This is a genomic window from Kribbella qitaiheensis (assembly GCF_042657745.1).
Lineage (GTDB): Bacteria > Actinomycetota > Actinomycetes > Propionibacteriales > Kribbellaceae > Kribbella > Kribbella qitaiheensis.
Map to the genome: position 1 here is coordinate 60186 of NZ_JBHSKE010000018.1, position 20483 is coordinate 80668.

Here is a 20483-nt window from a genome sequence, read left to right on the forward strand (position 1 = left end):
GCCGCCTGCGGAGGATGTCGCCCACCGAGCTGGTCTGGCGTACCCGGGACCACGCGCGCCGGACGACCTGGGCGTACCAACAGGTGCGACCCGGCGAGGACGTCAACGGGCACCCGCCCGGGCGGTACGAGAGGCCCTTCGCCTCGACGCTGCCGCCCGCCACGGTGACCGCCGTACCGGAGGAAGCCTGCAAGGCGGTGCTCGCCACAGCGGACGCGATCATGGCCGGCGAACTCGAGGTGCTCGGCGTCGATCGCACCGATCTGCGGTCGCCGGACTGGTTCCGCGACCCGGTCACCGGGCGGCGGTCCGACCCCGCGCAGTACGCGTTCCGGCTGAACCATCGCTCCGAGGAACTCGTCGGGAACGTCAAGCAGGTCTGGGAGTTGTCCCGGCACCACCACCTGACCCAGCTCGCCGCGGCCTGGTTCCTGACCCACGACGACGCCTACGCCGACCGCGTGGCGGAGCAGCTGAACGACTGGTGGCGGACGAACCCGTTCCTGTCCGGGATCCACTGGACCAGCGGGATCGAGGTCGGCACCCGGCTGATCAGCTGGACCTGGATCCGGCGCCTGCTGGACGACTGGCCCGAGGTCGGCGACCTGTTCGAGCACAACGAGCTCGCGGTCCGGCAGATCCACTGGCACCAGCGCTATCTGGCCGCCTTCCGCAGCCGCGGGTCGTCGGCGAACAACCACGTGATCGCCGAGGCCGCGGGACAACTCGCGGCCGCCTGCGCCTTCCCCTGGTACGCCGAGAGCGGCCGCTGGCGGCGGGACGCGGCAACCCTGCTGGAACGCGAGCTGGACGCGAACACGTTCCCGTCCGGGGTCAACCGCGAGCTGGCCACCGACTACCACCGCTTCGTCTCCGAGCTCGGCCTGTACGCCGCTGTCGAGGCCGACGCGTCGGGTCATCCACTGTCGGACCGGACCTGGTCCCTGCTGACGCGGACGGTCGACGTGGCCGCGGCGATCGTCGACGAGACCCTGCGCCCACCGCGTCAGGGTGACGACGACGAGGGCCAGGTGCTGGTGCTCGATCCACCCGATCTGACCAACTGGTCGGCCTTCCTCTCCCTGGGTGCAGCCCTGGTGGGGCGTGCCTCCTGGTGGCCGCAGACGCCCGTCACGACGGCCGCAGTACTGGCTGGATCCCTGGTGAAGCAGCGTGTTCAGGCCGATCGGCCGGACAAGCGGCCCGAGCATTTGACGGACGCGGGCGTCACGATCCTGCACAGCCGCGACGAGGGCCCGGAGATCTGGTGCCGCGGGGACGTGGGGCCGCACGGCTTCCTGTCCATCGCGGCGCACGCCCACTCCGACGCGCTCTCGCTCGAGGTCCGGGTCGGCGGGGTGGACGTCCTGGCCGACCCCGGGACGTACTGCTACCACGGCGAAGAGGACTGGCGGAACTACTTTCGCTCGACGATCGGCCACAACACCCTCGAGGTCGCGGGGGCCGAGCAATCCGTGCAGGGCGGGGCGTTCCTCTGGCTCCGCGGCGCGACCGGTCGAACCGAGCACTTCTCGGCCGACGGCGACGTCGCCACCTGGAGCGCCGCGCACGACGGGTACCAGGCTGCCGAGCCGCCCGTCACGCATCAGCGAGCGGTCACCCTGGACAACGGAGTACTGCGGGTCGAGGACCGGATCGATGCGGCGGCGCCTGTACGGCTGGCTTGGCATCTCGGGCCGGAGGTGAGCATCGAACTGGACGGCTCCGTCGGCCGACTCCAGTGGCCGACCGGTACTGCGACCGTGGAGCTGCCGGCGGGTCTGGTCTGGAGCACCCACCACGGGGAAACCAACCCGATCCTCGGCTGGTACTCGCCGCGCTTCGGGCACAAGATCGCGAGCACAACTCTGGTCGGTTCCGGGCACGCCGAAGCGGGGACTCCGCTGATCAGCAAGTTCCGATTCCGTCACTGACCGGCCTTTTGCTGTATCAGCCTCCGTTCAGCGCCCTCTATTACAGGAACCAACCGACGGCGTTCGACTGGAGGGGCCTGTGAGCACACAGGAGCTGGACGTCAAGAAGTCCTGGCGAGCGATCCGGCGGCACCGCCGCTGGGTCGCACTGGCGGCCGCGGTGGGTCTGCTCGGCGGGATCGTCTACGCCCTGGTGGAGCCACCACTGCACACCGCGACGTCCCTGGTGGTACTGCCACCGCCGCCCGCGACCGACGCGGAGAAGGCGGCCGGCACGCAGGCCATCGAGACGCAGGTGTTCATCGCCGACAGCGAGCCGGTGCTCAAGAGCGCCGGCCAGAACCTCACCCCGCCGCTGGCCACCAAGGTGGTCCGTGACCGGGTGAAGGTCGCCGCTGTGACGCAGGACGTCATCAAGATCGACGCACGGGGAACCTCGGCTGCACAGGCGACGCGGTTGGCCAACGCCGTCGCCGAGGTCTATCTGGTCTTCGTCACCACGGACCAGAAGCTCCCCGGCGACCTGGGGAAGAAAACGGGGGCTCGCGTGCTGGAGGAAGCTACGACCGCAAGAGGCGGCAACATGGCGGTCCATCTGGGGATCTTCGGCCTGCTGGGGGCATTGCTGGGGGCCGTCGCCGGCTCGATCGGCGTGCTGGCCAGGGTGCGCGGCGATCGCCGGCTGCGACTGCGAGACGAGATCTCGGACGCGGTCGGGATGCCCGTGCTCGCGTCGGTCTCCTCGTACCGGGCCCAGGACGTGTCGGACTGGGCGTACCTGCTGGAGCACTACTCACCGACAGCCGTCGAGGCGTGGAGCCTGCGCAAGACGCTGCACCACCTCGGCCTGGACGTGAAGGGCGGCTCGCCGGTCTCGCTGACCGTCATCTCGTTCGCCGAGGACGACAAGTCGCGCACGCTCGGCCCGCAGCTCGCGGCCTTCGCGAACTCGATCGGCATCTCCACCTCGATCGTGGTGGACAGCCACCACGAACCCGCCGGCAAGGTTGCCCTCGGCATCCACCTGGTGGTGGTCGACCGGGACACGCCGCACCTGACCGGTGCCGCCCGCACCACCAGCACGATCGTCGCCCTGTCCGCCGGGTCGGTGACAGCCGAGGAGCTCGCCCGGCTGGCCGTCGCGGCCGCGGCCGACGACCGCACTATCGACGGTCTGGTGGTGACCGATCCGGATCCGTCCGACCGGACCATCGGCCGGGTCTCGCAATCCACCCGCCGCTCCGGTTCCCGGCTGCCCACCATCCTCACCGGTACGGCGAGGAGGACGAACAGATGAGCAACCAGCCGTCCTCCGAGCCCTTCCGCGCCGACCCGGTCTGGGACGATGACGACGACCTGTTCGCCGATGAGCGGACGACCGCCTTCCCGCCGGACAGCCTGGTCACCTTTCGGTTCCTGCGGGACGCGATCCGCCGGCATGCGCGGGTCTGGATCGTGCTCGCGATCGTCGGCCTGGCCGCCGGACTGGCGATGCCCACCCTGCTGCCCGCGGCCAGCGTCTCGTCGGCGCGGATCCTGCTGACCCACCGCGACGGCGACGACCCGGCTCGCGCGATGGCCACGGACGTGAGCCTGGTGACCACGCACACCGTCGCGCAGCGGGTGATCGACCGGCTCAAGCTGCCCGAGACGCCGGACGACCTGCTCAAGGCCTACACCGTCACCGCCCTGACCGACCGAGTGCTCGAGATCTCGGTGGGGGCCGAGACCAGCGACGAGGCGACCCGGCTGGCCACCGTACTGGCGCAGACCTACCTGACCTTCCGCAGGGAGCAGGTCGCGCAGCAGGAGGTCCCGCTGCGCCGTGACCAGGTCGTAGCCACCACCTTGGTCGCCGAGGCCGAAGCGGCCGCCCGGGTCGCCGGCGAGAATCTGAAGGATCCGAAGGACCCCAACAGCCCTGAGATGTCCAAGCTCAACATCGCCAGGGACCGGCTGACGTACATCCAGCAGCAGATCATCGACCAGGAGGTCGCGGCCTCCCGGATGAACAGCAGCCGGATGCTCGACGAGGCCGCTCCGGTGCCGACCTCGGCCAAGCGGACGCTGGTGATCAGCGCCGGCACCGGGTTGATCGGCGGGCTCTTCATCGGGCTCGGCTTCGTGGTCGTCCGGGCGCTGCTGTCCGACAAGCTGTGGAAGCGGCAGGACATCGCCCAGTCGCTGGGGTCCCGGGTCCGGCTCAGCGTGGGCCGGCCGCCGCGGCTGCGCTGGTGGCCGTTCCCGAGCTACCTGCGCAAGTCCCAGCAGCAGCACCCCGAGGTCCGGCTGATGGTGCAGCACCTCGACCAGCGGATCTACTGGGGCAAGGTCCCGACCCCGGCGCTGGCCGTGGTCAGTGTCGACGACGTCCCGGCCTGTGCCCTGGCCGTTGCCTCCCTGGCCCTTTCGGTGGCCCAGGAGGGCAGGCACGTCCTGGTGGCCGACCTGTCCGGAACCGGACAGCTCGCGGACCTGCTCGGCGTCAAGACCGTCGGCACGCACGAGTCGCGGTTCAGCGAGGCGGGCACCCGCCTCGACGTCTTTCTGCCGGAGCGCGACAGCGGCCCCACCGAGGGCTGCTACCTGCGGCTGGGCGACAACAACCGCCCGCTGGACACCGGGGACATCGCGCTCGACGCGGCCTGGGATGTCGCAGACCTGGTGCTCACGCTTGCCACTCTGACCCCGGCGCTCGGCGCCGACCACCTCGGTACCTGGGCCTCCCGGGCCGCTGTCGTGGTGACGTCCGGCCGCTCGACGGCGACGAAGATCCACGCCACCGGTGAGATGCTGCGGCTGGCCGGCCTCCAGATCGACACCACCGTGGTACTGCGCGCCGACCACACCGACGAGGGGGTCGGCGTCGCGGAGGCCGAGGCCGGGTCGACCAGGACCGGGGACATCGAGATGTTCGGCCGATGAGCGCCCTCGCCACGATCGGCGCGCGGCTCGCCGGCGACGCGGGCGGGCGGCGGGTCGTCAGACCGGAACGCCGGCGCCGCCGCCGGGTCCAGGCGGTCTGGGGCCTGCTGGTGCTGAACGTGCTGACGTTCTTCCCCGGCTCGCCGCACCTGCTGCCGATCCCGGGCATGGTGGGCAAACTGATCGCCCAGGCGTCCCTGCCGGCCGCCCTGCTGCTGGCGCTCACCGTGAACCGGCCCGCGCGGATCCGGCCGAGCGTCTGGATCTTCCTGCTGGGGCTGCTGGCGTCGGAGTCACTGGTGGCGAGTATCGGCGCCGAGTTCCTGTTCGGCGCGCTCTACCGCGCGGTCCGGCTGATCCTGTTCGTCGCGGTGCTGTGGTTGCTCACTCCGTGGTGGACCCGCCGCGACCTGTTGCTGCTGCGAACGCACCTGATGTTCCTGTGGATCGTGCTCGGCTCGGTTCTGGTCGGCCTGCTGGTCGCACCGGGAGTGGCACTCACCGATGACCGGCTCGGAGGTATCCTCTGGCCGATCCCGCCGACCCAGGTCGGTCACTACGCGGCGGTGGCCACCGGTCTGACCACGATGCTGTGGCTGTCCGGACTGCTCCGGCGCAACCTGGCGCTGATCAGTGTCCTGCTGGCCGTGCCGGTCCTGCTGCTGACCCACACTCGTACCGCGCTGGTCGCTCTCCTGGCCGGCGTCGTGGTCGGCGGGCTGAGCCTGTTCATGTCGCGGGCGCGGGTGCGCAAGTCGTTCGCGATCGGTCTCGCCTTCTTCACCGTCGGAGCGCTGACGGTGGGGTCTGTGGTGACCACCTGGCTCGCCCGTGGCCAGGACACGGAGGACCTGGCCGCGCTGACCGGCCGCCGCATGGTCTGGGAGTCGATCCTGGCCGCACCGCGCTCGACCTGGGAGACGCTGTTCGGCTTCGGGCTGTCCAACAAGTCCTTCAACGGCCTGCCGATCGACAGCAACTGGCTGGGCACGTACTACGACATCGGTCTGGTCGGCATCGCCATCAACGTGACGATGCTGCTGTTCCTCCTGACCGCCGCGTGGTTCCAGCCGCAGGGTCCGCGCCGGGCCCTGGCGCTCTTCCTCGTCGCCTACTGCGTGGTCGCCTCCTTCACCGAGAGCGGCCTCAGCGACGCGTCGCCGTACCTGCTCGAGCTCACGCTGGCCGCGTGCCTGGTGTACTCGGGTACCTCCCGTGAAGGAGTGCGATGAAGATCCTGCTGGTGCACAACACCTACCGATCCACCGCACCGAGCGGCGAGAACCGCGTGGTCGAGCAGGAGGGTGCCGCCCTGGCCGCCCTCGGCCACGAGGTCGAGACCTTCGGACGGCTCAGCGACGAGATCGAGCGCTGGTCGGCCTGGCAGAAGGCGACGTTGCCCGCCCGGGTGATCTGGAACCCCGCCACCAAACGGGATCTGGCGCAGACCCTGGCGGAGTACCGGCCCGACGTCGTGCACGTCCACAACACCTTCCCGCTGCTCAGCCCGTCCGTGCTCTACGCGTGCCGCGACGCGGGTGTCCCCGTCGTCGCGACCCTGCACAACTACAAGCTGCTCTGCGCCAGCGGTGACTTCTTCCGCGACGGCGAGGTCTGCCACGACTGTGCCGGCGGCAACCCGACGTCCGCGCTGGTCCATCGGTGCTACCGCGGCTCGGTGCTCGCCACCGGCCCGACCGTGCTGGCCGCACGCACACATCGCCGGAGCTGGCGCGACCTCGTCTCGGCGTACATCTTCATCTCCGACTCGCAGCGCCAACTGCTGGGCGCGATGGGGTTCGAGCCGGAAAGGACCTTCGTCAAGCACAACCTGGTCCCGTACGACGGACCGGTCGGCGGACGGCGGCAACGGCAGGTGGCCTACATCGGCCGGCTGGACGCGCCCAAGGGTGCGCCGCTGCTGATGAAGAGCTGGGACGCGTACCGCGCGCTGGCCGGTGACGACGCCCTCCGGCTCGTCATCGCCGGTGGCGGTCCGCTCCTGGACGAGGTGACGGCCTGGGCCGCGGACCGCCCGTCTGTCGAGCTCGCCGGGCATCTCACCAAGGAGCAGTGCTTCGAGCTGATCGGCCGGTCCCGGGCGGTGCTCCTCCCGTCGGAGTGGGAGGAGACCTTCGGGCTCGTGGTGGTCGAGGCGATGGCGGTCGGCGTACCGCTGCTCGCCTCCGGCCACGGATCGTTCCCCGACCTGATCAGCGACGGTGTCGACGGCGCACTCTTCGAACCAGGGCAGCCGGACGCGCTGGGGAAGCTGCTGCTCGACGTCGACACGTCACCCGAAAGGTACGAGGAGTACGGCCGCCACGCCCGGGCGACGTACGAGGAACAGCACGACCCCCATCGCAACATCGAGCAACTGCTCGACATCTACCGGTTCGCCATCCGCCAGTCGGTGTCGATTCACCACTAGCCAGCGAGCCGCTCGCCCCCCGAAGGAAGTGTCATGGAACAACGCGATTCGTCCCGGCCGACCGGCCCGGGCCCCGCGTGGTACCGGCGCCGAGGCGTCCTGATCACCGCGGGACTGGTCCTGGTCGCCGGCCTGCTGGTGGGCGGGTACACGTACGTCGCCGGCGACGGTGATCCGACGAAGGACACGGCGCAGACCGGCCCGACCGGGACGGGATCGGCGCAACCCGTCACCGCCCCGACCGCACCGCCCGCCAAGATCTGCGGCAACAAGGCCGCGCTGTCCGGCCCGAGCACCGCACCGGCTGGAGCGGTCACCGTCGCCACGACGCAGAACCTGAACGAGATCACCGAGGCCAGTCCGGCCGGCACCACCTTCTGGCTGGTCGCGGGCACGCACAAGCTCGGCGTCGGCCCGTTCGCGCAGGTGATCCCGAAGGAGGGCAACGTCTACCTGGGCGCGCCCGGCGCGATCCTCGACGGCCAGAAGAACAACCGCTACGCCTTCACCGGCTACGTGGCGAACGTGACCGTGAAGAACCTGACCATCCAGAACTTCGGCGCCCCGAAGACGAACAGCGACGAGGGCGTGGTCAACCACAACGCCGCCACCGGCTGGAAGGTCGAGGGCAACACGATCCGCGAGAACGCCGGCGCCGGCGTGATGGTCGGCAGCCGCAACCTCATCCGCGGCAACTGCCTGGAGGACAACGGCCAGTACGGCTTCAACGCCTACAGCCCGAACAAGGTCACCAGCATCGTGATCGAGAACAACGAGATCGCCGGCAACAACAAGGACGACTGGGAGACCCTGAAGCCGGGCTGTGGCTGTACCGGCGGCGGGAAGTTCTGGGAGACGACCGGCGCGGTGTTCCGGAGCAACTGGGTGCACAACAACAACAGCGCCGGGATCTGGGCCGACACCAACAACGCCGGGTTCGCGATCGAGGGCAACTACTTCTCCGAGAACACCTCGGAGGCCATCGTCTACGAGACCAGCTACAACGCGAGCATCCGCGCCAACACCTTCGCCCGCAACGGACTCGGCAAGGGCCCGGGGAACGGCGGCTTCCCGACCTCGGCCGTGTACATCTCGGAGTCTGGCAGCGACAAGCGGGTGGCGTCCGAGTTCAACGAGACGTTCGAGATCACCGGGAACCTGTTCACCGACAACTGGGCCGGCGTGATCCTGTGGGAGAACGCGGACCGGTTCGCCGGCTCGCCGGCCAACACCAGTACCGGCTCGGGCACCCTGGTGAACCCGAAGACGGTCACCGTGAAGACCTGCAACGCGACCACCATCAGCAAGCAGCCGTACATCGGCGACTGCCGGTGGAAGACCCAGAACGTGCGCGTGCACGACAACGTCTTCTCGCTCGACCCGGACAAGATCGGCAAGTCCTGCGCCTCGCGCAGCGGCTGCGGCTACAACGGGCTGTTCTCCAACTGGGGCACCTTCCCCGCCTGGTCGCCGTACAAGGAGAAGACGATCCAGGACGCGATCACGTTCGACCAGAGCAACCGCTTCTACAGCAACACCTACGGCGGTCCGTGGAACTTCGTCGTGCACGGTCAGGGCACCCGGGTGAACTGGTCCGCCTGGCAGGGCGCGCCGTACGACCAGGACCGCGACAGCGTGATCAAGGTCCAAGGGCAGCGCTGAGGACCATGGCGGGCCCCCCGGAGCAGGTGGCAAGCGAGCAGCTCGAGCTGCTGCGCTCCGTCGGCTACGCCGCGTTCGGGCGGCACGAGCGGGACCTCGACGTACTGGACCTGGTGTTCGACAGCCTGGTGGACAGCCCGGGCAGCAGCGGCGACGAGGTACGGCGGCTGCGGTTCGCCGGGCACGGTCACTCGCTCGACGTCGCGGTCCGCGGGCAGGCGCATCTGACGGTGGAGCTCAGGGTCTCCCCCGCCGGTCCCGTGCTGGTCGAAGCGCGGGGAACGGACGTGGACGGGCCGCTGGCGCCCCGGCTGGTGAGCTTCCTGCTCCGCTGGCCGGGTGGCGCCCAGCGCCCGGTCCGCACAGCCTGGATCCTGCTCTGAGACTGCCCTGAGGCTGCTCTGATCCACCCGCCGTCCCCGCCACTCTCGGCGGTCGGCACGCAGAGCAACCCGGCCGTCGGCTCGGGAGGAGCCGGCGGCCGGGCGCCCCGGGGGGATCAAGAGGCGAGCAGCACTCTGAGTTTGTCCAGGCAACGGCCGCGGATCGGGCCGATGCTGCCGATCGGGATGTCCAGCTTCTCGGAGATCTCGGCGTACGGGGCGGGTGGGTCCGCCATCAGCATGCCGAGCAGCTGCTGCCAGCGATCCGGCAGGCTTTCCAGCGCACGCCGTACGTCGACCGCCCGCTCGTCGGCCAGCAGTTCCGCGTCCAGCTCCGGCTGGTCGCCGGCGACGACCTCGAAGGCGTCCGACTCGTAGGTGAGCAGCACCCGCTTGCGGAAAGCCAGCACCCGCAGGCATTCGCGCCGCGTGGTGACGACCAGCCAGGCGCCGACCCGGACCGGGTCGACCCGGTCGATGTGCTCCAGCAGCCGCAACCACACCATCTGCGAGACGTCGGACGCGTCGCTGTCGGTGAGCCGGAAGCTCCGGGTGACGGCCCAGACGAGCCGGGCATAGTGGTCGACCAGTTTGCTCCAGGCCGCCTGGTCCCCGGCCGCAGCCAGGATGACCAGGCTCGCGGCCTCGGAACGGGCCTGCATTTCCTTATCGGTAACGCCGCCGACAGTGAGATTCGGCATGGATTCCCCCCTCGGGAACACACATCTGTCTTTGATGCTCGTATGTGGTGGTGCTCGGAGATGTGGTGCGACTTGCGCACAGCCGGGCGACCCCCCGCCGGGCTGTGGAAACAGAAAGTGGAATCAGTAAGCGCCGTCGCGGCCGAACACGGCCCGGGCGGTCTTCCACAAGATGAGCAGGTCGAGCGCGATGGACCAGTTGTCCACGTAGCGCAGGTCGAGGCGGACTGACTCCTCCCAGGTCAGGTCGCTTCGGCCACTCACCTGCCACAGGCCGGTCAGGCCGGGTTTGACGAGCATCCGGCGGGCGTCGTCGATGGCGTACGTCGCGACCTCGGTCGCGAGCGGCGGCCGAGGCCCGACCAGCGACATCTCACCGCGCAGCACGTTCACCAGTTGCGGCAACTCGTCCACCGAGAAGCGCCGCAGGTACCGGCCGACCCGGGTGACCCGCGGATCGTCGCGCAGCTTGAAGAGCACGTCGTTGCCGTCGCTCAGCTCGTGCAGTTCCGCCTTGCGTTCCTCGGCGTCCACCACCATGCTGCGGAACTTCAGCATCGAGAACTCGTCACCGGCCCGCCCCACGCGGGTCTGCCGGAACAGCACCGGCCCACGGCTGGTGACTTTCACCAGTACCGCGGCGACGAGCAGGATCGGCGCGGCGAGCAGCAGCAGGAAGAAGCCGACCACCCGGTCGAAGATGTTCTTCAGCAGGTGCGGTCCACCACTGACCGACGGCCGCTCGAGGTGCAGCAGCGAGAGTCCCGCGACCGGCCGGATCGAGATCCGCGGCCCGGCGACCTCGACGATGCCGGGCGACACGACCAGGTCGATGCCGCGCTGCTCGAGGGCCCAGGAGAGCCTCCGCAGGGACTGCCCCCCGAGCTCCGGGTCGGCGGCCACCGCGACCACGTCGACGGCGTACATGTCGACCGCGGCGAGGATGTCCACCTCGGTCCGCCCCAGCTTGTCGGAGCCCGCGTCGGGCTCCTCCCCCACACTTCCGCGCGGCAGGCAGGTCGCGACGACGGTGTAGCCGTCCGCCGGCCGCTCCTGCAGGTGCCGCATCAAGGTGGTCACCTGCTCGTTGCGCCCCACGATCAGCACCCGGCGCATACAGCGGCCGACGAATCGCCGGCTGGCCAGGCTGCGATGCAGCAGCCAGCGGACGAGCAGCGCCGCGAGACACGTCATCGGCACGGCGAGCACGACGAAACCACGAGCCACGTTGCTCTTGGTCGCGTACGACGTGACCGCGATGAGAGCGGTCAAGGCGACCGCGGCTCGCAGGATGGACCGGAACTCCTCCGGCCCGGTGCCGAAGTAGCGCGTCTCATACCCGCGCTCCAGGGCCACACAGGCCAGCCAGGCGACCGGCAGCACCGCCCCCAGCACGAAGTACCCCACGTTGATCTGGGCCCCGAACCGGGCCACCAGGGCCAGCGAGACACCCACCAGCGCGGCGATCAGATCGCCACTCAGCGCGGCCCACCGGTACTTCGCGACCCAGCGCGCCTCGGTGAACCGGGCGGAGCGCGGCACAATCGCCGGAACTTCGTCCGGCACCACCCACAACGGCCGGCGACGGTCCCCTACCGCTACCGGCCTTCGATCAGCCGAATCGGCCAAACCTTCGGACACGACAAAATCTGTCACAGAAAGTCACCCCCCACAGGCGAATCGATATCTGCGACAACCCCACACCCCGTCACAGACCTCGATGTAATGCCGCCCCCACAACGGCAATGACCCAGAGAGTACTACGCCTGGAAGCGTTAGGACAGTAGCGAATCCCACTGTTTACCGGCGCGCAATCGACCGGGCCTGAGAACGCCAAGACCCCCGGGTCCGTTCGGACTCGGGGGTCTTGAAATGATCACGGAGTGCGATCAGCCGGCGATCAGCCCGTCGCCACTGATCAGCTCACGCATCTCGGCGAGGGTGCTGTCACCCGGCGGCAGGATCGCGTCGGAGTCGTGCAGCTCGTCGTCGGGGACCCGCTCGCCGCCGCGGACGAACTCCAGCAGCGCGGCGAACGCCGGACCGAAAGCCCCGTCGTCGCCGGCCGAGACGGCCTTCTCGAGGTCGGAGTCGATCGAGTTCAGCTGGTCGAGCTTCTCGTCGGGCAGCCGGTACTGGCCTTCACCCATGATCCGGACGATCATCACGCATCTCCGTCCTGCGGTCGAGCCGGCTGCTGCACGGGCTGCTGGGCTGGTTGCTGGGGCTGGGCCGCACCGGGCGCGTCCTGGGACAGCTGCTTCGGCGCCTCGGCCGGGGCCAGCTGTGCCTTCATCGCGGCCAGCTCGTCCTCGACGTCGGAGTTCGACGACATCCGCTCGAGCTCGAGGGTGATGCTGTCCTTGCTCGTACCGGTGGCGTCGTCGAGCGCGCCGGAGGCTAGCAGCTCGTCGATCGCGCCGGCCCGGGCCTGCATCTGCTGGGTCTTGTCCTCGGCACGCTGGACCGCCAGGCCGACGTCGCTCATCTCCTCGGAGATGCCGGAGAAGGCCTCGTTGATCCGGGTCTGCGCCTCGGCGGCCGTGTAGGTCGCCTTGATCGTCTCCTTGCGGGTACGGAAGGACTCCACCTTCGCCTGCAGCCGCTGCGACGCGAGGGTGAGCTTCTCCTCCTCGCCCTGCAGCTGGGCGTGCTGGGCAGTCAGGTCGTCGATCTGACCCTGCAGCCCGGACCTGCGGGTCAGGGCCTCGCGAGCGAGGTCCTCACGGCCCATCGAGAGCGCCTTCTGGGCCTGGTCCTGCAGCTTCTGCGACTGGGACTGCAGCTGCGAGGCCTGCAGCTCCACCCGCTTCCGGCTGGTGGCAACGTCGGCCACACCACGCCGCACCTTCTGCAGCAGTTCGAGCTGCTTCTGATACGAGTAGTCAAGGGTTTCGCGAGGATCTTCTGCCTTGTCGAGCGCCGTGTTGGCCTTGGCCTTGAAGATCGTCGACATCCTCTTGAAGATGCTCATCGATATCCGTACCCCTTCTGAGCCGGAGAGTGGACCCGGCGTGCGTGTCAACCACCCTATGTCCCTACGGGTCACCACACCATCAGGACCGGCCCCGATAAAGTGGTGCAATGGTCCGGGGACCACCCCGAGTCCGGAGGCGCCGCGATCCCTGGCGTTCCCGGTGACCAGCGCAGCAAGTTTCCCGAATGAGGTTCAGTCCCCGTGTTCCGTCGTACCAAGTCTGAGACACCGCAGCAAACCGCGACCACGGCCCCCCAGCCGAAGCCGGGCGGCAAGGGACGTCCGACCCCGACCCGCCGGGAGGCCGAGGCGGCCCGCAAGTCCGCCCTGAAGAAGCCGCGCAACCGCAAGGAGGCCTCCGCGTACCGGCGCGAGAAGGTCCGGATCGAGCGCGCCAAGATGCAGGAGGCGATGAAGACCGGCGACGACCGCTACCTGCCGGCCGCCGACAAGGGCCCGGTCCGCCGTTTTGCCCGCGACTACGTCGACGCCCGCTGGTCGGTGATGGAGTTCGCCCTGCCGGTGCTGCTGGTGATCTCGCTGCTCGGCGTCGTCTTCTCGGCCACCTTCCGCTGGCTGCCCGGCCTGGTGAACATCCTGTTCCTGGTGATGATCCTGGGGATCGCGGCCGACTGGTTCCTGCTCTCGGCCGGTCTCAAGCGCGCGATCGCGAAGAAGTTCCCGAACGAGTCCACCAAGGGCATCGGCTTCTACGCGGTCCGCCGCACCATGCAGATGCGCCGCTGGCGGCTCCCCAAGCCGATGGTCGCCCGCGGCGAGAAGCCCGCGTAGTACGTCGCGCGCCGGCTGGCCGCGAGCCGGCGCACTCGGCGGCGGCCGAACCTGAACTACGTGCAAGTGGGATCTTGAACTGTGTGCAAGTTCGGGCCGGTTGCTCTACCGTGGGCGTATGCCGCGTGACACGCTGACCCGCGACCAGATCGTCGACGCTGCCGTCGGCCTGCTCGACGACGAAGGGCTCGAGGGCCTGAACATGCGGGCGCTCGGGAAGCGGCTCGGCTCGGCGGCCACCGCCGTCTACTGGCACGTGGGCAGCAAGAGCAACCTGATCGGGCTGGCCGGCGACCGGGTGTGGGACGAGATCAGCCTGCCCGACCTGACGACGAGCGACTGGCGTTCGGCCGCGACGACGATGGCCACCGACCTGCGGGCGATGCTCGCGCGCCACACCTGGCTGGTGCAGGCCTTCGGCGCGTACCTGATGTTCGGCCCTCGCAAGGCTCGCCACGACGACCACAACCTGGCCATCTACGAGACCGCCGGGTTCACCGCCGCCCAGGCCGACCAGGCGGCGGCCGCGGTCTTCACCTTCGTCCTCGGCAACGCCATCGGTCCGGCGGCCGCGGCATCGCTCAGGAGGGAGCTCAGCCGCGACGGCGGCGACAGCGAGAAGCTCATGGACGCCGGGATGACGGAGGCGAAGGAGGTCGCGGCACAGTTCCCCCGGCTCCGCGCCCGCCTCGAGACAGCCGGCGCCGGCTACGGGGCCGCGCCCGACAGCAGCTTCGACTTCGGCCTCGAGGCGATCCTCGACGGCATGCAAGCCCAACTCGTCACCGTGACCCCCAAGCAGACGTAGTACTCAGCGGTCGGACCGGCTCCGGGCCGGGCAACGGCGAGGGTGGTCGTTGTGTCATCGTCGGGCGGCGTTTACAGGGGTTCCGTTGCCGGCCGGGTTGGGCGCCGGTGTCGTCGGGGGCGCCGCGGTGGACGAGGCGGTCTCCCGGGCGAGGAAGGCTCCCACTTCCCCGATGGTGCTCATCAGCGGTGCGGGGAAGACCACTGTGGTGTTCTTGTCGACCCCGATCTCGACCAAGCTCTGCAGGTTGCGTAACTGCAGAGCCAAGGGGTGGGCCATCATGATGTCGGAGGCGGCGCCGAGGGCGTCGGCGGCGAGTGACTCGCCTTCGGCCGCGATGATCTTCGCGCGCTTCTCCCGCTCGGCTTCGGCCTGCCGGGCCATGGCCCGCTTCATGCTCTCGGGCAACTGGATGTCCTTGAGCTCGACCAGAGTGACGACGACGCCCCATTCGGCGGTCTGGACGTCGAGGAACTCGCGGATGCTGACGTTGATGCGGTCCGTCTCGGACAGCGTCTCGTCGAGGGTGTGCTGGCCGACCACTTTGCGCAGGGTGGTCTGCGCGATCTGGTTGATGGCCACCGCGACGTCCTCGATGTCTACTACCGACTTGACGGCGTCGACCACTCGATAGTAGGCGACGGCGGAGACGTCCACGCTGACGTTGTCGCGGGTGATGATGCCCTGCGATTGGATGGGCATCGTGATGATGCGCAGGTTGACCCTGCGGAGCATGTCGACGAACGGGATGATGAACCTCAAGCCCGGCTCTCGCACACCGACGACACGTCCTAGTCGGAACAGCACGCCCTGTTCGTACTGCTTGACGATGCGAGCCGACAGCGACAGGCCGATCACCGCCAAGACGACGATCACGACAATGACGACGACAGCATTCATGAAGGGTCCTCTCCGGGGGCGGTTCCCGTCTGGCGCTGCGGCGCCTGGCGAGCCGTCCCCTATCAGAGTTGCGCCCCGGCGGGCGTGGGTCATCCCAGCCAGCGGCCATCTGCCCTGCCAGCCAGCGGGTACGGCACCGACCTATCCGCCTTTTGTTGCCCTTGGCAAGTGGTCGAGGGGCCGGCCGGTTGGGCTGCGGTTCCGGGTAGCGGGTAGTCCCAGGGTGCAGCCAGTGGCACGAGACGAAGGGCGCTGGCGGTGATGCCGGTGGGTGGGCGTGGGGCGACGCTGTGTAGAGGTGGACCACCCTCACGACGGACGGATCGCGAGCATGCGTAGACCTGAGCCTCCTGTATCGCTGTTCCTGGGCTATCTCATCGGCGCCGGGGTGATGATGCTGGGCGGAGTCGTCGAACTCCTGCTCGGAATCCCCGCCGAGCGTAGATCGCTGGAAGCCATAGCCCGGCCACTGTCTCTGCTCCGCGGCGCCACTGTCCCCCGGGCGACGGGAGCGACCATCGCCTTCTCACCAGACGCGCAAGGCACGGCAAGGGGAGGCGGCCAATGACCGAACAGCTGGAAGCGGCCGCGACGAGCCCCGCCACGTCGTCCTCGGTTACCACCGGGACCGCAAGCCGCCCGGGCGACCACGTGATTGTGCTCTTCGGCGCCACCGGCGACCTTGCCAAGAGGAAGCTGCTTCCAGGGCTGTTCCACCTGGCCACGGCCGGCCTGCTTCCCCAGCGCTATCGCATCGTGGGTACGGCTCGCTCCAGGGGCCTCTCGGATGCCGGCTTCAAGCAACTCGCCCACGCTGCCGTCGAAGAGTTCGGCTCCACCAAGCCGACGGGCGAGACCTGGCGTGCGTTCGAGGACGCATTGTCCTTCGCCACCGCCGACCACAACGACCCCTCGCCGCTGGTTGCGGCCGTGCAGGCTGCCGAGAAGGAGATCGGCGCTCACCCGCAGCGCCTCTTTCACTTGGCCATCCCGCCGACAGGCTTCGGATCGACCATCGAAATGCTGGCCGCCTCCGGCCTGGCCGAGGGCGCTCGCGTGATCATCGAAAAGCCGTTCGGCACCGACCTGGCTTCGGCCAAGGCCCTGAACGACACGGTCCACCGGGTGTTCGACGAGTCCCGGATCTTCCGCATCGACCACTTCCTCGGCAAGGAGTCGGTCGACAACATCCTGGCGTTCCGCTTCGCCAACGGCCTGTACGAGCCGGTCTGGAACCGCGAACACATCGAGTACGTGCAGATCGACGTACCCGAGACGCTGACCATCGAAGGGCGGGCCGACTTCTACGAGGGCACCGGCGCCTTCCGCGACATGGTCGTCACCCACCTTCTCCAGGTTCTCGGCTTCGTCGCCATGGAGCCTCCGACCAGCCTCTCGGCCACCGCTCTGCGGGACGGGAAGCAGAAGGTGTTCGACTCCTTGCTGCCCCTCGACCCCAAGCACGTACTGCGGGGGCAGTACGACGGGTACCGGACCGAGCCGGGCGTCGCACCCGATTCCCAGACCGAGACCTTCGTGGCACTGCGAGCGAACGTCGAGAACTGGCGGTGGGCCGGCGTCCCCTTCTTCTTGCGCACCGGCAAGGCATGGAGGCCGGTCGGCAGGTGGTGACCATCGGCTTCCGGGAGCCGGTCTTGCGCATGTTCTCGGTAGACGGTTGCTCGACTCCATCAGCTCGACGGAACGAGATCGTCATCGACTTCGCCGATCCGGGCTCGATCTCGACGCGCTTCCTGGCCAAACAGCCCGGTCCTGAGATGCTGTTGGGCGAGGCCGAGATGACCTTCCGGTACGCCGACTCCGCTGGCGCCGCCAATGCGCTCGAGGCGTACGAGCGCCTGATCCTCAACGCCATGCAGGGGGACCAGTCGCTCTTCACCACGGCCGCCGGGGTAGAGCGGCTGTGGGAGATCTCCGCTCCGTTGCTGGAGCACCAGCCTCCAATCGAGCCTTACCTGCCCGGATCATGGGGGCCCTCCACCGTCGGGCAGATCACCGCCCCCTACCGCTGGCACCTTCCCGAGGACTGCTAGCACCACGCTCGTAGGCCAGCTTCCACGTCACCTGAGGCCGGCGTGCTGTTGGATGGTGGGGTGGATGTCGAGGTAGCGGTTGAGGCGGCGCTGGCCGGGGCTGTGGTGGTTCGGGGGAAGTACGGGAGGCCGGTGGGGCGGTATGACAAGTCGGCGACTGACTTCGCGACCGATGCCGATCTCGAGGCGGAGCGAGCGATCGTGGACCTGATCCGGCGGGCCCGGCCGGACGATGCCGTGGTGGGTGAGGAGTACGGCGCCGAGGGTGGCTCTGATGACGGGCAGAACCGGACCTGGCTGGTGGATCCGCTGTGCGGGACACTCAACTTCGCGGCGCGGACTCCGCTGTTCTGCACGAATGTCGCGCTCCGGGCGACTGGTCAGCGCCTCGTGGCCGCGGTGGCCGATCCACTCGCTGACGAGGTGTTCTGGACCGACGGGACCACAGCCGCAGTACGGCGTGGTGGTTCCGACGCGCCGCTCGAGCCTTCGGCCGGTTCACGGATCGTGGACCTCGACGTCGATGCGCCGCCGGACGCGGAGTACATGCCGGCGAAGCTCCTGCTCGACCCGGAGTTCCGGGACACCTACGCGCCGCGGGTCTCGTCGACGTCGCTGTCGCTCGCGTGGGTGGCGGCCGGGCGGCGCGCGGCGTATCTGACCAACGGCCAGTTGCGCGACAGCGTCCACTTCACCGCCGGCATCGCCCTCTGTCTCGCGGCCGGCTGCGTCGTCACCGACCTCCGCGGGCAACCCCTGCACACCGGCCCGGGTCTGCTCGCGGCCGCCGATCCCGCCACCCACGCGAAGCTCGTCGAACTCATCGCCCGCAACCCCTGACGGCTGTCGCGGTCAGCAGGCGTCGGTCAGTCCGCCTCGTCGTCGAAGGGGGTGACCTCGACCGGCTGGCGGCAGGCCTTGGTGGCCTTGGTCGCCCACTCGAGCGCGGCGTCCAGGTCGGGCGCCTTGATCACCCAGAACCCGGCCATGTACTCCTTGCTCTCCGCGAACGGCCCGTCGGTGATGAGCACCTCGCCGCCGTCGGCCCGCACCACCGAGGCCGTCGACCGCGGCTCCAGCCCGCCACCGAACACCCAGACACCCTTCGCCACCATCTCGCGGTTCAAGGCGTCCACGTCGCCGTCCTCGCCCGGACCTTCCGGCACCTCGGCGCCCTCGACCAACTGCACTGCCAACAGATACTGCTTCATCTCGCCACTCCCTGGTCAGTAATCGTCCGGCCCACACCGCGGGCCGCTTCTCACCACCAACACGAACACGCACGCCCCGGATCGACACCCACCCGAAGTTTCCCGCACCTCCGGCTCACCGGCGCCCGGCGTTCCGCAGTACCGCGGAAGGCGGGCGACGCGGGCGGGCGGGTGTGGGCGGGGCCGGGGAAGTAGGGTCGGGGTCATGGACTTTCGGTATCTCGGCAACAGTGGATTGAAGGTCAGCGAGATCTCCTACGGGAACTGGCTCACCCATGGCTCGCAGGTGGAGAACGAGCAGGCGAAGGCCTGTGTGAAGGCGGCCCTGGAGGCCGGGATCACCACGTTCGACACCGCGGACGTCTACGCCAACACCAAGGCGGAGACGGTGCTGGGTGAGGCGCTCGAGGGCGTGCGGCGGGAGTCGCTGGAGATCCTCACCAAGGTGTACTGGCCGACCGGGCCGGGTGGCCCCAACGACGTCGGGCTGTCGCGCAAGCACATCCACGAGTCGATCAACGGGTCGCTGAGGCGGCTGAAGACCGACTACGTGGACGTCTACCAGGCGCACCGGTTCGACACGGAGACGCCGCTGGAGGAGACGATGGAGGCCTTCGCCGACGTCGTCCGGGCCGGAAAGGCGCTCTACATCGGGACCTCGGAGTGGACGGCCGAGCAGCTGCAGGAGGGCCACCGGCTGGCCCGGGAGCTCCGGATCCCGCTGGTCTCCAACCAGCCGCAGTACAGCATGCTCTGGCGGGTGATCGAGGCCGAGGTGGTGCCGGCGTCGGAGGAGCTCGGGATCGGGCAGGTGGTCTTCTCGCCGATCGCGCAGGGCGTGCTGACGGGCAAATACAAGCCGGGCGAGCAGCCGCCGGCCGGGTCGCGGGCCACCGACGACAAGGGCGGCGCGGACATGGTGAAGCGCTTCCTCACCGACGACGTGCTGAGCCGGGTGCAGGAGCTGAAGCCGATCGCGGACGAGGTCGGGCTGAGCCTGTCCCAGCTGGCGATCGCCTGGGTGCTGCAGAACCCGAACGTCTCCTCGGCGATCACCGGCGCCTCCCGGCCCGAGCAGGTCACCGAGAACGTGAAGGCCGCGGGCGTGAAGCTCGAGGACGGACTGCTGAAGCAGATCGACGAGGCGCTCGGCACGATCGTGGTGCGCGACGCGGCGATGACCGCGCGCAACTCGCCGCAGACCCGGCCAGGCTCGTGAGCTGGACCTGGCGGTTCGAGACCGCCGCGGGCGAGCCGGCCGACCCGGGTGAGCTGACCGGCGCGGAGTTCTCCGCCCAGGGTGACGCGGAGAGCTGGCTGGGCGAGATCTGGCGCGAGCTGTCCGAGAAGGGCGTCGGCCAGGTCTTCCTGCTCGAGGACGGCCGCGAGGTCTACGGCCCGATGAGCCTCGCCGCGCCGGAGTAAGCACCGGCCCTGCACCGCTGAGAGCCCGTACTGCGACTGTGGCCTGCCGCACGTTCGCAGTACGGGCTCAACTGTGTCCGGATGCTCGGCGGTAAGCTGCGGCGAGAACCAACTCCTGTGGCACAGGGAAGCCGGTCCGAAGCCGGCGCTGACCCGCAACCGTAGGCCGCGTACCGCCGCGGCGAGCCGGACCACTGCGCCTCAGGCAGACAGGCTCACCTACCCGCCGAGGTCCGCGGGTGGAGCCCGGCTCCCGCCTGCGCGCGGACAGCCCTCCTCC

General features: G+C 69.2%; 19 protein-coding genes and 1 pseudogene. 14 read left to right on the forward strand and 6 right to left on the reverse strand.

Translation table 11 applies throughout. The annotated features are described in order from the left end of the window. The first annotated feature begins 14 nt into the window (after positions 1 to 14). The 7 genes from ACFPJ1_RS15970 to ACFPJ1_RS16000 all read left to right on the forward strand — a co-directional run bounded on the left by ACFPJ1_RS15970 (position 15) and on the right by ACFPJ1_RS16000 (position 9335). Entirely contained in the window at positions 15 to 1934 is a 1920-nt protein-coding gene (locus tag ACFPJ1_RS15970) for an alginate lyase family protein (protein ID WP_380104503.1), read from the forward strand. 79 nt (positions 1935 to 2013) lie between these two features. Next, positions 2014 to 3231, forward strand: coding sequence for a Wzz/FepE/Etk N-terminal domain-containing protein (locus tag ACFPJ1_RS15975; protein ID WP_380104505.1), 1218 nt, complete (start codon positions 2014 to 2016; stop codon positions 3229 to 3231). Continuing rightward, entirely contained in the window at positions 3228 to 4859 is a 1632-nt protein-coding gene (locus ACFPJ1_RS15980) for a YveK family protein (protein WP_380104507.1), read from the forward strand. The genes ACFPJ1_RS15975 and ACFPJ1_RS15980 overlap by 4 nt, the downstream gene beginning before the upstream one ends. Beyond that, positions 4856 to 6091, forward strand: coding sequence for a hypothetical protein (locus ACFPJ1_RS15985; RefSeq protein ID WP_380104509.1), 1236 nt, complete (start codon positions 4856 to 4858; stop codon positions 6089 to 6091). Before ACFPJ1_RS15980 ends, ACFPJ1_RS15985 begins: the two co-directional genes overlap by 4 nt. Further along, entirely contained in the window at positions 6088 to 7290 is a 1203-nt protein-coding gene (locus ACFPJ1_RS15990) for a glycosyltransferase (RefSeq protein ID WP_380104511.1), read from the forward strand. Before ACFPJ1_RS15985 ends, ACFPJ1_RS15990 begins: the two co-directional genes overlap by 4 nt. Positions 7291 to 7323: 33 nt before the next feature. Further along, a complete protein-coding gene (locus tag ACFPJ1_RS15995; RefSeq protein ID WP_380104513.1) occupies positions 7324 to 8952 on the forward strand; it encodes a right-handed parallel beta-helix repeat-containing protein in 1629 nt (542 codons plus the stop codon). A 5-nt stretch (positions 8953 to 8957) separates the two neighbouring features. Then, complete coding sequence (locus tag ACFPJ1_RS16000) at positions 8958 to 9335, forward strand: hypothetical protein (RefSeq protein ID WP_380104515.1); 378 nt, start codon at positions 8958 to 8960, stop codon at positions 9333 to 9335. 116 nt (positions 9336 to 9451) lie between these two features. Here ACFPJ1_RS16000 and ACFPJ1_RS16005 read toward each other — a convergent pair whose 3' ends face one another. The 4 genes from ACFPJ1_RS16005 to ACFPJ1_RS16020 all read right to left on the reverse strand — a co-directional run bounded on the left by ACFPJ1_RS16005 (position 9452) and on the right by ACFPJ1_RS16020 (position 13010). Further along, on the reverse strand, positions 9452 to 10036 hold the full coding sequence (locus ACFPJ1_RS16005; RefSeq protein ID WP_380104517.1) for an RNA polymerase sigma factor: 585 nt from the start codon (positions 10034 to 10036) through the stop codon (positions 9452 to 9454). Positions 10037 to 10159: 123 nt separating this feature from the next. After that, on the reverse strand, positions 10160 to 11602 hold the full coding sequence (locus tag ACFPJ1_RS16010; RefSeq protein ID WP_380104519.1) for a sugar transferase: 1443 nt from the start codon (positions 11600 to 11602) through the stop codon (positions 10160 to 10162). 323 nt (positions 11603 to 11925) lie between these two features. After that, positions 11926 to 12201, reverse strand: coding sequence for a PspA-associated protein PspAA (pspAA, locus tag ACFPJ1_RS16015; RefSeq protein WP_380104521.1), 276 nt, complete (start codon positions 12199 to 12201; stop codon positions 11926 to 11928). Continuing rightward, positions 12201 to 13010, reverse strand: a complete 810-nt coding sequence (locus ACFPJ1_RS16020) for a PspA/IM30 family protein (protein WP_380104523.1) — start codon at positions 13008 to 13010, stop codon at positions 12201 to 12203. Before ACFPJ1_RS16020 ends, pspAA begins: the two co-directional genes overlap by 1 nt. Before the next feature lie 204 nt (positions 13011 to 13214). Here ACFPJ1_RS16020 and ACFPJ1_RS16025 point away from each other — a divergent pair, with 204 nt between their 5' ends. Both ACFPJ1_RS16025 and ACFPJ1_RS16030 read left to right on the forward strand, forming a co-directional pair. Continuing rightward, positions 13215 to 13805, forward strand: a complete 591-nt coding sequence (locus ACFPJ1_RS16025; protein WP_380104525.1) for a DUF3043 domain-containing protein — start codon at positions 13215 to 13217, stop codon at positions 13803 to 13805. Positions 13806 to 13923: 118 nt separating this feature from the next. After that, complete coding sequence (locus tag ACFPJ1_RS16030) at positions 13924 to 14613, forward strand: TetR/AcrR family transcriptional regulator (protein WP_380104527.1); 690 nt, start codon at positions 13924 to 13926, stop codon at positions 14611 to 14613. Between the two features lie 54 nt (positions 14614 to 14667). Here the strand turns inward: ACFPJ1_RS16030 and ACFPJ1_RS16035 are convergent, their stop codons facing one another. Beyond that, entirely contained in the window at positions 14668 to 15513 is an 846-nt protein-coding gene (locus ACFPJ1_RS16035) for a slipin family protein (protein WP_380104530.1), read from the reverse strand. Between the two features lie 331 nt (positions 15514 to 15844). Here ACFPJ1_RS16035 and ACFPJ1_RS16040 point away from each other — a divergent pair, with 331 nt between their 5' ends. The 3 genes and pseudogenes from ACFPJ1_RS16040 (at position 15845) to ACFPJ1_RS16050 (ending at position 18407) form a co-directional block, all read left to right on the forward strand. Further along, a complete protein-coding gene (locus ACFPJ1_RS16040) occupies positions 15845 to 16081 on the forward strand; it encodes a hypothetical protein (protein WP_380104532.1) in 237 nt (78 codons plus the stop codon). Next, positions 16078 to 17567: pseudogene (gene zwf, locus ACFPJ1_RS16045) on the forward strand (glucose-6-phosphate dehydrogenase). The gene ACFPJ1_RS16040 and the pseudogene zwf overlap by 4 nt, the downstream one beginning before the upstream one ends. 60 nt (positions 17568 to 17627) lie before the next feature. Further along, the gene (locus ACFPJ1_RS16050) at positions 17628 to 18407 is read left to right on the forward strand and encodes an inositol monophosphatase family protein (RefSeq protein ID WP_380104534.1); all 780 of its coding nucleotides are present in this window, start codon (positions 17628 to 17630) and stop codon (positions 18405 to 18407) included. Between the two features lie 26 nt (positions 18408 to 18433). Here the strand turns inward: ACFPJ1_RS16050 and ACFPJ1_RS16055 are convergent, their stop codons facing one another. Next, a complete protein-coding gene (locus ACFPJ1_RS16055) occupies positions 18434 to 18778 on the reverse strand; it encodes a YciI family protein (RefSeq protein ID WP_380104536.1) in 345 nt (114 codons plus the stop codon). Positions 18779 to 18983: 205 nt separating this feature from the next. On the opposite strand from ACFPJ1_RS16055, the gene ACFPJ1_RS16060 reads away from it, so the two are divergent. Next, positions 18984 to 19997, forward strand: a complete 1014-nt coding sequence (locus tag ACFPJ1_RS16060) for an aldo/keto reductase family protein (protein WP_380104538.1) — start codon at positions 18984 to 18986, stop codon at positions 19995 to 19997. Beyond that, positions 19994 to 20203: a hypothetical protein gene (locus tag ACFPJ1_RS16065; RefSeq protein ID WP_380104540.1), complete on the forward strand. Its 210-nt coding sequence runs from the start codon at positions 19994 to 19996 to the stop codon at positions 20201 to 20203. Before ACFPJ1_RS16060 ends, ACFPJ1_RS16065 begins: the two co-directional genes overlap by 4 nt. The last annotated feature ends 280 nt before the right edge of the window (positions 20204 to 20483 follow it).

Bases quoted from the DNA above. Each gene is read 5' to 3' on its own strand.
- ACFPJ1_RS15970 (WP_380104503.1), top strand. From the start codon at position 15: ATGTCGCCCACCGAGCTGGTCTGGCGTACCCGGGACCACGCGCGCCGG.
- ACFPJ1_RS15980 (WP_380104507.1), top strand. From the start codon at position 3,228: ATGAGCAACCAGCCGTCCTCCGAGCCCTTCCGCGCCGACCCGGTCTGG.
- ACFPJ1_RS15985 (WP_380104509.1), top strand. From the start codon at position 4,856: ATGAGCGCCCTCGCCACGATCGGCGCGCGGCTCGCCGGCGACGCGGGC.
- ACFPJ1_RS15990 (WP_380104511.1), top strand. From the start codon at position 6,088: ATGAAGATCCTGCTGGTGCACAACACCTACCGATCCACCGCACCGAGC.
- ACFPJ1_RS15995 (WP_380104513.1), top strand. From the start codon at position 7,324: ATGGAACAACGCGATTCGTCCCGGCCGACCGGCCCGGGCCCCGCGTGG.
- ACFPJ1_RS16000 (WP_380104515.1), top strand. From the start codon at position 8,958: ATGGCGGGCCCCCCGGAGCAGGTGGCAAGCGAGCAGCTCGAGCTGCTG.
- ACFPJ1_RS16005 (WP_380104517.1), bottom strand. From the start codon at position 10,036: ATGCCGAATCTCACTGTCGGCGGCGTTACCGATAAGGAAATGCAGGCC.
- pspAA (WP_380104521.1), bottom strand. From the start codon at position 12,201: ATGATCGTCCGGATCATGGGTGAAGGCCAGTACCGGCTGCCCGACGAG.
- ACFPJ1_RS16020 (WP_380104523.1), bottom strand. From the start codon at position 13,010: ATGAGCATCTTCAAGAGGATGTCGACGATCTTCAAGGCCAAGGCCAAC.
- ACFPJ1_RS16030 (WP_380104527.1), top strand. From the start codon at position 13,924: ATGCCGCGTGACACGCTGACCCGCGACCAGATCGTCGACGCTGCCGTC.
- ACFPJ1_RS16035 (WP_380104530.1), bottom strand. From the start codon at position 15,513: ATGAATGCTGTCGTCGTCATTGTCGTGATCGTCGTCTTGGCGGTGATC.
- ACFPJ1_RS16040 (WP_380104532.1), top strand. From the start codon at position 15,845: ATGCGTAGACCTGAGCCTCCTGTATCGCTGTTCCTGGGCTATCTCATC.
- ACFPJ1_RS16055 (WP_380104536.1), bottom strand. From the start codon at position 18,778: ATGAAGCAGTATCTGTTGGCAGTGCAGTTGGTCGAGGGCGCCGAGGTG.
- ACFPJ1_RS16060 (WP_380104538.1), top strand. From the start codon at position 18,984: ATGGACTTTCGGTATCTCGGCAACAGTGGATTGAAGGTCAGCGAGATC.